We start from the raw sequence: 12,759 nt of genomic DNA, 5'->3' as shown, positions 1-12,759 counted from the left end.
ACTAATCTTCTGTGTCAAATTGGGACAAGAAAGGAGCCTCCGCTCATGAAAAATATATTGTTTATATTATCGGTACGCTGCTGTTTGCGGTTTCGGTCACACAGCTTGCTATGCCAAACTCCATTGCAGAAGGCGGCATTATCGGGGCGGCATTATTAATTTTTTTGCTACCGGCTTAACGCCAAGTATCTCGACCCCGTTATATTCCTTCTGCTTCTCGGTGTCAGCTTCAGGTACCTGCCCCGCCACATGGTCTATAAAAACGATTTTTAATGTGTTTTTATTGTCATTTTTCATTTGGCTGCTTGAAGGAGTGTATGCCGTACCGATGGAAGACACGCTTCTTGCTGCTATTTTTGCGGGAATTATTACGGGAATTGGCTTCGGCTTCATTTTCCAGGCAGGAAGCTCGGTAGGAGGAACTTCTATTATCGCCCGGGTTCTTCATCACCAGCGCGGCTGGGATTTAACAGGTACCACATTGGTACTCGATGCCGCCGTTGTTATTATCGGCATTTTTATTATCGGCCCTGTATTTACTATGTATACGCTGATTACACTTTATATCGGAAAAGTAGTAACCGACTATGTACTCGGCGGTTTTGATTCCAAAAAAGCTATTAATATCATTTCTCCCTATTCAGAAGAAATATCCCAACGTATTACAACAGAGCTTGCCGCAAGCGCCACTGTTTTTGATGCTTACGGTGAATATTCCAAAGAACAGCGCAGAGCGCTTTATGTGATCATACCAACGCACCGTCTGCTTCGTTTCAAACGAGCTATTAAAGAAATTGATCCTAATGCGTTTATTGTTGTTCATAACGTAAAGGATGTTTCCGGGGGCACCTTCTCTATCCCGCATGAATCCCATAACGCAGTGTCTAATGAATAACGAGCAATGATATGTGGTATAAAAAGGTCTCCAACATTCTGTAAAAAGAAGAGAGCGCCCGGTCCTTGGCACTCTCTTTTTTTATACCATATCTTTTATAGCCGGCCGGGATGCTTTTTTATGATGATACATATTTTCATCTGCAGTTTTATACAGCTCCCTAAAACTGCCGCTTTTTGGAGATACAAAAAGCATACCTACTGACGTAGTTAAAGATATGCCTATCGTTTCCCCTGCCTGCGCCACAATCGTTTCCACCTTTTGCTGTTCCGCTTCCAGATTTACTGCATGGGGCAGATATAAAATAAACTCATCCCCGCCGATCCGTCCTACAATCGCTGAATCCGGCAGTTCTCTTTTTAATCCGCTTCCCACCTGCTGCAGAACTTTATCACCCGTATGATGCCCCAGGTTGTCATTTATCTGCTTAAATTGATTCAAATCCATTACGGCAAAAATACCTCTTTTCGGACGTCTGTTGCCCCATGCCTTTAAAAATCCTTCGCGATTATACAGGCCTGTTAAATAATCCGTGTAAACTTTCTCCTTCAGATTGCTGAATGTTTTTTCATAATGATGAAGCGCATAGGAAATAAGAAACCCTCCCGCAATTGTTAAAACGTTGACTCCAATAATACTAAGCGGGAGAATAAAATCGCTGGATTCCGGAAACATAAAAATCCCGCTGAACAGCACGGTATTTCCATAAATCAGGGCCCCGGCTGTATTTAATAGCAGCGAACCGGACAGGGCATACAAAATCAGCGGAATACCCGCAAAATAAAATATTGGACTTTCCCACCCGCCGGTTCCAAAAATAGTGGCGCTCCACCAGATAAATGCGAGGATCAGATATAGGCTTAACATTCCGGTGCTATGATTATCAATTGTATGCTTAATTACAAAAACGCCTGCACAGACAAAAATAGTCCAGGCTGCCATAACAGCCGGTGGAAAAGCAATAAGATAAATGCTGTCCCAAATAAGCAGCAGGGCAAACAGCATATACATACCGTAAAGCGATCTAATGTATCCTTTTTTTTGAAACAGCTTGATGCTGTACAGCGCCCCTGGTGCCAGCCTGTTAAGCTTCAACATGGTAGGCACCATCCAGTTGAACTACTGGAATTTCATTTGGCCTGGCAAAATAGTATCCCTGAAAAAGCTCGTATCCCATATTGGCAAGGTACTCAATATCTTCAATACGCTCAACTCCCTCAGCAAGCGGTGTTGCCTTTAGATGGTGTGCAATGTGAATAACGGAGAGCGCCACATTTTGTTTTGCAGGATCACTGCTGACACCGTCCGCAAATTCCCTGGCCAATTTAACAAAATGGGGTTCCAGACTGGCGAGCTTTTTTAGGTCGTTTGCTCCGGTGCCTACATCATCCAGAGCATATTTGAAGCCGTGTTTCCGGTAAAAATTCAATATATTTTTCAAATGATTAATATCCTTCACTTCATCGCTTTCCACTACTTCAAATACTACCTGCTCCGGCCTGACGCCAATCTGCTTAATCAGTTCAAAGGTTGTGGCAAGACAGTGTTCCGGCACATAAATAGCCGTTGGGATAAAATTAATAAAAATAAGCTGGTTCATTTTTACAGCAGCTGCATTTTTCACAGCTTCCATCCGGCAGGCTCTGTCTAATGCAAATAAACGATTTCTGGACCGCGCTGCTTCGAACAGCTGAAATGGAGGAATAATTTCTCCTTGCGTATTCACTCCCCGTGACAGCAGTTCATGCCCTATGACAGAAGCTTTTTTATTTTTTATTTCTACAATAGGCTGAAAATGTGTTCGGATCGCTTTTTTTTCAATCACTTTATCGATCCAGGCGGTCTGCTGTTCGGAACGAAGTTCTGATATATTCATTTTTTGCTCCTGGTCATCCGGCAGCTCTGCTTCGTTTTTATGTACAAAATAGACAGACTCCGCTGGATAATGGGCTTCCAAATAATCAAGTAAGTCAAATAGAATATGCTCCCGGGTCCAAAAAGCTCTTCTATTTAATATTGCCCATTCCTCTTCCGGGTAGTCCAGAAAATAAGATGAAAGAGCTTCTATATTTTGTCCTTCTTCAAATATGGCTGTATAACCTTTTTGCTTTATAACACAGATATCGCATGATTTAGTCATGTCTTTCCCCCCTGGCATAGTATCACTGTCTATATCGGTACATTCCCATTGATTTTATAGTCTGTATCAAAAGTATACGTTCCATCTATTAATGACATAAAAAAAACTCCCCTTCCGGCAGAAAGGAGTATCGTCTCTGCCGGAAGGGGAGTATCTTTGTATTTTTTGATCAGCGGAAATCTTTTGTATCGTCGATGCTTTCACTAATAAGCCTATACCCTACTAGAGAAGCTATAACAAGAAGAATACTAATTATTGTGCAGTTTTTCATACAAGCGTCCCTCCTTCACAGTTAAAATCCGATTCATTTATTTAAAAGGGGCGTACTTTTCCTTTTTTCAATACGAGTTTTGCTCCGCCGACAAGATAAAGAGAGCGGTTGTCGATTACTTTCTTCATCGCAGCTGCTTTCTTGCCGGTTAGTTTATAGCCGGAGAAAATGCTGCCGATTCCATCTGAATGGCCAAGGGAAGCAACCGTTCCTTTGTTATCAAAAACAAAGTTTTTCAGAGGTTCTTTTTTCATTAGAGCGATAATGTTATCCGCTACATAATCAGCTTCCTGCATAGCAAGCTGTGCGGTAGGAGCATATGGACGGTCGCCTTCGTTGTCCCATACCCATGAACAGTCTCCGATAACAAATAGATCTTCTTCATCCGGCATGCGAAGGTCCGGATTTACGTTCACTTTTCCTTTAACCATGTCAAAGCCTGATTTTTCAAGGATAGGACTTCCTTTTACGCCGCCTGTCCAAACGATAGTACCTGCTTTAACCAGTTCTTTTTCCTCTCCGATAATAAATCCTTCCGGAGTACATTCTTTAATCGGTGCCGCCATTCTTATTTCAACTCCGCGCTCTTCAAGCGCCTCTCTGGCATAAGTGGACAAATCCTGCTCAAACATTGGAAGAATAGAAGGAGCTGCTTCAATATTGATGATTTTCACCTTGCTGCGGTCAATATCATATTTTCTGCAGAGCTGCGGTACTTTATCAGCAAGCTCTCCTACAAATTCTATACCTGTGAAACCTGCACCGCCGACGAGAATATTCAAGCTGTCCGGGTCTGCATTTTCTTCATTGTTAAACTTGGCAAACTGGTATTCAATATGCTCACTGATCAGACGGCTGGAATCAATGTCTTCAATAGCAAATGCATTTTCACCCATGCCCTTGATGCCGAAATCATTTGATTTCCAGCCAAGCGCTACAACTAGGTAGTCATACGTAATATCGCCATTTTCGAGAACGACGCGTTTTTCGTCTTTTTTGATTTCCAATACGGTATCATACACAAGCGTGGCTTTATTCGGGCTGATAACATCGCTTATCATAACGCGGGCGTCATTTGGGGAAATAGTTCCTGCCGCCACTTCGTGAAGCCATGTTGCTTCATAATGGTAGTTATGCTTATTGACCAGGACTACTTCCGCCTGTTCAGGAGACAATTTCTGAATTAGTTTTTTTGCAGTCGTAAGTCCAGCGTGGCCGGCTCCAAGAACGACTATTTTTGGTTTGGTGCTCATTATTCCATTCCACCCTTCATTTTTTACAATAAAAAAAGCATATAACGTTGTTGTATGCTTCCTACACAAAGACCATCGTGCTATGTGAAAATATTAACATGAAAAAGAATCAAAAGCACTCTTTATTCCAATATTTTCTTCTGCCCTCCTCTGCTTTTCATAAAATAAGCAAAAAGACCAATTGATGTACCGGTCTTTTTCCCTATGTGCTATTCAAAAAAGCGCTCAATATACGTTTCTTCCCCCTGTCCAAGCAGGCCGATTCCTGCATAAGCTAAAATGGAAAAAACAATACTCCAAAGGGCGATACTTGCGGAAACCCCAGTAAAAAGTCTGCTTTTTTGAACCTCCAAGCGACATTCCCATAAATGCTGTCAGATGGCTTCCGACAAACAGCGGTCCGATTATCGATAAACCAGGCAGGCCGTACTTTTCCCATAATCGCTGCGCGCGCTGGGATCTTTTCCCTACTTCTTTATCTGTGTGTTTCTTTTTTCTGCGTGCTGCGACCCACTCCTGCACCCTTTTGATAAAAATAAGCAGAAGCAGAACAGTTATAACGTTACCAATCCATCCAATAAGAAAAGCAGGTACAGCAGGAATGCCCGCAATAACAGCGATAGGTATGACCCCGTATGCTTCGAAAAATGGGATGGCTGATAATATAAAGATAAGAAGATACATACCAAGTAATTCAATAATACCCATGACAGTCCCCAATTTTTTACGTAATATAATAAGGGTAACATTTTTGATAAATTGATTTTACTACTAATTTTTTTTGTGATTATTATGGTAATTGAAATTATAAATTTTGTATCTTTTTCTCCACCACATACGTTATATTATGATTACACCCGCCTTTATACAGGTTGTTGATTTCAATTACGTTAGGAGAATGTTAATGAAATATTTGTTGTACGGAAGCATCGGCGGCGTCGGTCTTTCGCTTATTGTCTTCTTTTCCGCCGCTTCCTATTTTTCCAATGAAGCCGCACTGCTGATTCTGCTCGCATTAAGCGTTCTGTTGTGTCTGCCGCTTATTATTAAAGCATTAATGAAAAACCAGGTTCCCCGTCCGGGTCTTTTTGGATCCCGTGCTCCCGGCACCTTAACAACGGTTGAAACGAAAAAAAAACGACACACCTTTACAGAAATCGCTTATCGCTGCTGGCGGCGGTATCGGTATTTTACTTATTTTTCTTATCAGTGCTTTATTTATTATGTAGTCAAAGAACCTCCCGAAAAACATATCGTTTCTATCCGCACTTTTACCAGAAGAATAAAGAAATAAACAAATAACCTCGTATCCCTTTTTATAGGAATACGAGGTTATATATAGCGGTCATTCCTTTGTTATGTCCCGCAGTACGTGCGGTACGGCTGTGAATCTGCTTTTCCCGGCTCTTTATATGCTTCCTGTGCCTCGGAATATGCATATGGGTTGGAAAGAACATGCAGCAGTCTTCCCATTACTGAATAGTCTCCTTGTTTTTCAGCTGCCGTTAATGCTTCTTCTACTCTATGGTTACGGGGAATAACAGCAGGATTATTTTTCATCATACGCTGTTGAACACTTTCTTTAGAGTCTTCCTGGCGGTCAAGTCTTTCCTGCCAGCGCTGATGCCATTCTTTAAAAGCAGGAGCTGCAAATAATTCCATTCCTTCGAAATGCTCAAGCGTAAGAGCACGGAACGTATTTGTAAAATCGGCATGATGAGCCTGCATAAGCTCCAGCAGGTCCTGAGCAAGCTTCTCGTCTTCTGCCTCTTCATTGCTTAAGCCCAGCTTTGCTCTCATGCCATTCATCCATTCCTGCTGGAATAAAGCAATATAGCGGGAAATTTCCTCCTGTGCAGTTTCAACTGCTTTCTTTTGATCGTCGTCAAGCAGCGGAAGCAGCGCTTCTGCAAAACGGGCCAGGTTCCATCCCCCTGCCGCGGGCTGATTCTGGTAACTGTACCGCCCCTGCATATCAATAGAACTGAATACCGTTTTCGGATCATACGAATCCATAAATGCGCAGGGCCCGTAATCGATTGTTTCCCCGCTGATGCTCATGTTATCCGTGTTCATGACGCCGTGAATAAAGCCTGCAAGCTGCCACTTGGCAATTAATGCTGCCTGCCGTTTGATAACTTTCTGCAGAAAGGAGAGGTACTTATCCCGGTGTTGTTCAACTCCGGATAATGGCGCTCAATAGTATAATCCGCCAGCGCCTGAAGGTCTTCTTTTGTTCCCCAGCGTGCGGCATACTCGAATGTACCGACCCGGATATGACTAGAAGCAGTGCGGGTCATCACAGAACCCGTTAATACTCCTTCACGCAGAACTCTTTCTCCTGTCGTAGTAACGGCGAGGCTTCTTGTCGTTTCGATTCCCAACCCGTGCATCGCTTCACTGATAATAAATTCACGAAGCATCGGTCCAAGTGCCGCTCGTCCATCGCCTCCCCTTGAATATTTCGTCTTTCCTGAGCCTTTCAGCTGAATGTCCACTCTTTTTCCATCCGGCGTTATTTGTTCGCCGTACAATAAGGCACGCCCGTCTCCAAGCATGGTAAAGTTTCCAAACTGATGCCCGGCATAGGCCTGCGCCAGCGGAGATCCCCCTTCCGGCACTTTGTTTCCGGCCAGAACAGCCACTCCTTCTTCTTCCTTTAAAGCATTTACATCCAGGCCGAGTGAAACAGCCAGCTTTTCATTTAAAATAACCAGCCTCGGAGAAGGGACTTCGTTTACTTTAAAAGTAGTATGAAATAAAGACGGCAGCTCCGCATAACTGTGTTCCAGCTTCCATCCTGTTTTATTTTTATATTCCTGCATAGGATTCATCCTTTCTTTTTGTATCACTGCATGAGGGCGGATTAGTTATATTTATTTCTATTATACGCCTCTGCCTTTCCACTTTAAATCAATATGGTGCATAAGGATAGCACAAAAAGGGGTTCCGCTTTTCAGCGGAACCCCTGCAGACTGTTTAGTATATATTTTTTGAATGCTTTTTATTCCGTGAGTTCGAGAAGATTTTTTTCAGGATCTTCGACGACACTTTCGTAATAACCGTCCCCCGTCGTGCGCGGACCGCTTACGACAGCATATCCGTCTTTACCGAGTTTTGCGGTAACAGCGTCAACGGCTTGTTTTGAGCCAAGTGAAAGGCAACATGAGCCCATCCAATGCTGTTTTCTTTAGGACGTTCACCGATACCGGTTTTTCTCATCAGTTCCAGACGTGCTCCTTCATCAAACTTCAAAAAATAGGATTCGAATTGTTTTTCATGGTTCTCATACTTATCGTTAGCCGCTCCTCCGAAGTATGTTTCATAGAAATCCCTCATTATTTCCAGATCTTTTACCCATACAGCTGCATGTTCTATTTTCATGGTCACGCTCCTTTTACATGTTAACTATGTATATCATAAGTATAGCACGCTTTACCGCCTTGAGTTTTGTTTAAGTACCCGTGTATAAAAAAAGAAAGCCAGGCCAGGCTTTCTTTTTTACATGAATACCTTTATTTTTTTGCTTCAGAGTAACCCGGTTCCCCGTCAAAACTGTATAAATTTTCTACCTGGATCCATTCCAGGCCGGCTTCTTTAATTTTCCCCAACAGCTCCTGTATGCTTTCATGTGAAACTGTCTGATCTGCTTCCGGCATAAAGCGGCATCTCCAGTGATCTGTAGTAAATATTTCTGCTGCCCCTTTAGGATAAACGTTTGCTCCCCGGTTTGTAATAACGGATAGCCTTAATTCACCGTCCAACTTTTCCAGAATTTCCGCAATTTGATCTACAGAGCGGCTGTTTTCAAACAAAAATACATCTGTTCCTTCCAGACGCCTTTCTACAGAAGAAGCTCTTTCTTCCGCATTTAACGCAACAGTCGACGTGTTTGTTTTTTTGCGGCTGCCTGTTTCGTAAATCATTGGTTCGAATGTAGCCGGCTTTTGGCCCAGGCGCTCCACCACAGCTTCCGCGAATTCGTTCGTACTTACAGAAGCGGAGCCTTTTGCAATATCCCCGGTATAAACGCCGTCTTCTAACGTCTTAAACCAGGCGTTATGGATAAGAGAAGCGGTTTCCGGCTGATTAATATGCACGAGCATTTGAATGGCGCCGTGCAGAAGACCTGAGGGGTTTGCAATTCCCTGTCCTGCAATATCGGGGCACTGCCATGAATCGCTTCAAACATAGCATTTTCATCGCCAATATTTGCAGAGCCTCCCAATCCAACGCTTCCTGAAATCTGAGAGGCAATATCAGAACCAATATCCCCATATAAATTAGGCATAACCACTACATCAAACTGCTCCGGTGAATCGGCAATTTTCGCAAGCCCGATATCAACAATCCAATGATCAGTTTCCATATCTTTGTATTCTTCGGCTATTTCATTAAATACTTGATGAAATAAGCCATCGGTCCGCTTCATTATATTATCTTTCGTTACACAGGTCACTTTGCTTCGGTTGTGCTCTTTGGCATACTCGAATGCATGACGAATCAGCCTCTCGGATCCGGGCCGGGTAATTATTTTCAAGCTTTGAACTACTTCCGGCGTCTGCTGATACTCAATGCCTGTATATAAATCCTCTTCATTTTCCCGGATAATGACCAGATCCATATCGGGATGATTTTTTTAACGTGCGGCGCATATGATAAGGTCGGCCGGATGTTGGCATATAAACCTAATGAAGAACGAATCGTTACGTTCAAGCTTTTGTACCCTCCGCCCTGCGGTGTCGTAATGGGTGCTTTTAAAAATACTTTCGTGCGAAGCAGGGATTCCCAGGCGCTGTCGGGTACTCCGGTAGACCAGCCTTCCAAATAGGCATCTTTTCCAATTTCAATAAACTCCGGTTCCACAGCAGCTTCTGCCTTTTCAAGAATATGAAGCACAGCATCCATGATCTCCGGACCGATTCCATCACCCCGGGCTACAGTAATTGGTGTTTTTTTCATAAAAGCCTCCCATGTACAAATTTTCTAACTATTCTATACATTTATCTTATCATCCTATTCACTACATACGGGCAATCCAAACACAAGTTTATTAATGTTAAACGAAGCAGAAAACGTTAAAAAAGAATTCCCGGCATTTACATGCAGGGAATCCTTTTTGCTGAAGCTTCTATGCAATTTCCTCCTGCTGCTTTTTTGCACGGCTGGCTACTTTTTTAATATCCAGCTGTATCAGAACTGCCATTACAAGAGCTAAAACCATCAGCCCGGCAAAAAGATAAAATACTGGAATATAGCTTCCGGACTGTTCTCTGATTTGATTGACAATCTGCGGCCCGAGGATACCTCCCATAGACCAGGTTGTCAGAAGGTAGCCGTGAATCTGACCAAGTTGTTTTGTTCCAAATAAGTCGCCGATAAAAGCAGGAAGATTGGAAAATCCTCCGCCATAACAGCTGACTACTAAGAAAATGAAGGCCTGAAACAAAAGAATGTTTGTTATGTTTGGAAACAAGATGAACGCTGTTACCTGAAGTACAAAGAAAATCAAAAATACGTTCGGCCTTCCCAGATAATCAGACGCAGCGGCCCATACAAGCCTGCCTCCTCCGTTAAATATGCCCATAATTCCGACCATCGTTGCGGCGGCTGCTGCAGACAGCCCTACCACTTCCTGGGACATTGGAGAAGCAACGGAAATAATCATAATACCCGCGGTTGTATTAATCAGCATCATAGTCCAAAGCATCCAAAAGCGTCTTGTTCTAACGGCTTCTCTGGCACTAAGCTGTTCCAGGTCGCGCTTGACTACTTTTTACCGGTAGCAATATCTTTTTTCATTTTTGCAGGCATCCAGTCCTTCGGCGGCGGTGCAATATAGGAAGCGCCTGCCATCATTAGAACAAAGTAGCTGATGCCCAGAATATAAAATGTCATCTGCACGCCTACCGAATTCATAAGGCTTGCTGCTACTGGGCCGTAATAAGTGCACCGGCACAAATCCCATCACAGCCATCCCGGTAGCCATTCCTCTGCGGTCGGGAAACCATTTGATCAAAGTAGATACAGGAGCAATGTAGCCTATGCCCATTCCCAGACCGCTCATTAGGCCGTATGTGAGAATAAACATAACCGGCTGGTCAACAGCAACGGAGAAGACCGGCGCCCGCCTGGCCGGCTCCAAATAATACAGCTGCGAGTATTGCGGATCTTCTCGGGCCGTTTTTTTCTACAAAAGGTCGAAAAAGGCTGCGGCAATACCCGCTAGTGCCATCATTAATGTAAAAGCCAGTGTTATTTCAGTTGTCGACCATCCCATCGTATCTCTAATAGGGTTCGTATAAACGCTGTATGCGTAGGCAGCGCCTATGGAAAGATGAATTGCAATTGCTGATAAAGCGATAAGCCATCTGTTTTTATTAGTCTGCATTCTTCTGACTTCCCTTCGTGTTGTATAATAGATGCAAAAAATAACATATGTTTATAGTACAATTAACCGCTTACATAAATCAAACAAATAGGAAAAATAAAATAATTTTGAATATTCTATATATTTATCATTTCTCTGTTCTAAAACAAACTTTTATTTCTACCTTTTAAATAGACAAAAACATCCCCCCGGCCGGGAGGGATGTTTTGCTGTTTCCTATTTCAAAGCTACCAGTTTTTCATTTCCTGGCGGAGCTTTTCCTGTTTTTCTTCTTCTTCCCGAAGCCTGGTTTCTTTATAATCCAGCCTGATCGACTTCAGGAGCGCTATACTTGCGACCAGAAGCACAATCGAGAATGGCAGTGCCCCAATAAGAGAGGCAGTCTGCAGACCTTCCAGACCAGCACTTATAATTAGTATAGTTGCCACTGCGGCAATCAGCGTACCCCATACTACTTTTAAGACGATAGAAGGGTTGGTGTCTCCTTTAGATGTCATCATTCCAAGAACAAATGTGGCTGAGTCAGCAGATGTTACAAGGAAGGTAAATAATAAACCGATGGATAGAACAGATAAAACCGTGCCGAGAGGCAGGTTTTCCAGCATGGCGAATAATGCGTTCGTTACGTCATTTTCCACCGCTGTAGTAATGTCCGTCCCCTGGAATAAATCCATATTTATGGCTGTTCCGCCAAAAATTCCGATCCAGAGAATACCAATTGCCGGCGGTGCTACCATTACACCAAATACGAATTCGCGTACCGTGCGTCCTTTAGATACACGGGCGACAAACATACCAACAAATGGCGACCACGCAATTACCCAGGCCCAGTAGTAAACCGGCCACTCCTGTACCCAGGTTCCTTCATTGTAATGATCAAGACGAAGGCTCGCCTGGAAGAAATTCTGAATATAATCTCCGACTCCTGTAGTAATGGTATTTAATATGAAGCCGGTCGGCCCAATTAACAATACCGACACCATTAAAATTAAAGCTAGACCGAGGTTGACGTTACTCAGGTATTTAATACCCCGGTCGAGTCCGGAGACCGTTGATACCATAAAAAAGACAAACATGGCTACAACGATTAATATCTGTGTCGTCGTTCCGGCTGGAATATCAAATACGTTGTTAAGTCCCCCGCTGATCTGAAGAACGCTCAGGCCGAGTGTAGTAGCCACACCGAGGACCGTTGCGATAACAGCAATAATGTCGACCGTATTACGAAGCGGCTTTTTCCCGGTTTCGCCAATAACAGAGTTCATCGTGTCGCTGATAAGACTTCTTTCTTTTTGGCGGTAAAGAAAATAGGAGATAGATAAACCGACAAAGGTAAAGGCAGCCCACTGGTGAATACCGTTATTAAAAAAGGTGTTCCACATAGCTTCTCTGGCTGCGTCAGCCGTACGAGGTTCTGCATCGGTGCCGGGAGGAACCGTGCCGAAGTGGGTCATCGGCTCTGCTACACCCCAGAATACAATACTTACACCGAATCCACAGCTGAAGAGCATGGCGATCCATGTAAACAAGGAATATTTGGGCCTGACGTCGTCCCCGCCCAGTCGAATCTTACCGTATTTACTAAATGCTAAATAAAAATTAAATATAATCAAAAATAATACAAAGACAAGATAAAACCATCCGAACGTGCTGGAAATGAAATTATATGTAACCGTAGCCTGTGATGCAAGCTGATCTGGTGCCAGGAATCCCCAGATGGCAAACGCCACTACAATAATAAATGAGATCCAAAACACACTGTTAAAGCGCCACTTTTGTTCTTTCTTATCCATTTCTTTTCCCCCTTTA

Annotated in this window: 10 protein-coding genes and 4 pseudogenes; 3 read left to right on the top strand and 11 right to left on the bottom strand. The window is 43.3% G+C overall.

Going from position 1 to position 12,759, the window contains the following annotated elements; genetic code table 11:
- The first annotated feature begins 11 nt into the window (after positions 1–11).
- Positions 12–179, top strand: coding sequence for a YitT family protein (locus MMY81_RS33060; RefSeq protein ID WP_252311919.1), 168 nt, complete (start codon positions 12–14; stop codon positions 177–179).
- 41 nt (positions 180–220) lie between these two features.
- Positions 221–895 (top strand): YitT family protein, encoded by a 675-nt coding sequence (locus tag MMY81_RS05350; RefSeq protein WP_252311918.1) that lies wholly within the window; start codon positions 221–223, stop codon positions 893–895.
- Between the two features lie 81 nt (positions 896–976).
- Here MMY81_RS05350 and MMY81_RS05345 read toward each other — a convergent pair whose 3' ends face one another.
- From MMY81_RS05345 to MMY81_RS05330, 4 genes are all read right to left on the bottom strand, one after another.
- Complete coding sequence (locus MMY81_RS05345; RefSeq protein WP_252311917.1) at positions 977–1,993, bottom strand: GGDEF domain-containing protein; 1,017 nt, start codon at positions 1,991–1,993, stop codon at positions 977–979.
- The gene (locus MMY81_RS05340) at positions 1,980–3,035 is read right to left on the bottom strand and encodes an EAL domain-containing protein (protein ID WP_252311915.1); all 1,056 of its coding nucleotides are present in this window, start codon (positions 3,033–3,035) and stop codon (positions 1,980–1,982) included. Before MMY81_RS05340 ends, MMY81_RS05345 begins: the two co-directional genes overlap by 14 nt.
- A gap of 312 nt (positions 3,036–3,347) precedes the next feature.
- On the bottom strand, positions 3,348–4,559 hold the full coding sequence (locus MMY81_RS05335; protein WP_252311914.1) for an NAD(P)/FAD-dependent oxidoreductase: 1,212 nt from the start codon (positions 4,557–4,559) through the stop codon (positions 3,348–3,350).
- A 225-nt stretch (positions 4,560–4,784) separates the two neighbouring features.
- The gene (locus tag MMY81_RS05330; protein WP_252311912.1) at positions 4,785–5,267 is read right to left on the bottom strand and encodes a small multi-drug export protein; all 483 of its coding nucleotides are present in this window, start codon (positions 5,265–5,267) and stop codon (positions 4,785–4,787) included.
- A 196-nt stretch (positions 5,268–5,463) separates the two neighbouring features.
- Here MMY81_RS05330 and MMY81_RS05325 point away from each other — a divergent pair, with 196 nt between their 5' ends.
- Positions 5,464–5,853, top strand: coding sequence for a hypothetical protein (locus MMY81_RS05325; RefSeq protein WP_252311911.1), 390 nt, complete (start codon positions 5,464–5,466; stop codon positions 5,851–5,853).
- A gap of 62 nt (positions 5,854–5,915) precedes the next feature.
- Here the strand turns inward: MMY81_RS05325 and MMY81_RS05320 are convergent.
- The 7 genes and pseudogenes from MMY81_RS05320 to MMY81_RS05300 form a co-directional block, all read right to left on the bottom strand.
- Positions 5,916–7,393, bottom strand: a pseudogene (locus MMY81_RS05320) (protein adenylyltransferase SelO).
- Positions 7,394–7,563: 170 nt separating this feature from the next.
- Positions 7,564–7,943 (bottom strand): annotated as a pseudogene (locus MMY81_RS05315) (VOC family protein).
- A 131-nt stretch (positions 7,944–8,074) separates the two neighbouring features.
- Complete coding sequence (locus MMY81_RS33830; protein ID WP_308215233.1) at positions 8,075–8,485, bottom strand: hypothetical protein; 411 nt, start codon at positions 8,483–8,485, stop codon at positions 8,075–8,077.
- Positions 8,486–8,584: 99 nt separating this feature from the next.
- Positions 8,585–9,183: pseudogene (locus MMY81_RS33825) on the bottom strand (isocitrate/isopropylmalate family dehydrogenase); the annotation flags it as partial.
- A complete protein-coding gene (locus MMY81_RS33820; protein WP_308215223.1) occupies positions 9,108–9,521 on the bottom strand; it encodes an isocitrate/isopropylmalate family dehydrogenase in 414 nt (137 codons plus the stop codon). The gene MMY81_RS33820 and the pseudogene MMY81_RS33825, both read right to left, overlap by 76 nt.
- A 169-nt stretch (positions 9,522–9,690) precedes the next feature.
- Positions 9,691–10,950, bottom strand: a pseudogene (locus tag MMY81_RS05305) (L-lactate MFS transporter).
- Between the two features lie 227 nt (positions 10,951–11,177).
- On the bottom strand, positions 11,178–12,743 hold the full coding sequence (locus MMY81_RS05300) for a BCCT family transporter (protein WP_252311910.1): 1,566 nt from the start codon (positions 12,741–12,743) through the stop codon (positions 11,178–11,180).
- Positions 12,744–12,759 lie beyond the last annotated feature (16 nt).

It is taken from the genome of Sinobaca sp. H24 (assembly GCF_023845525.1).
The sequence above is the reverse complement of the archived record's forward strand: the minus strand, read 5'-3'. Positions and strand labels throughout refer to the sequence as shown.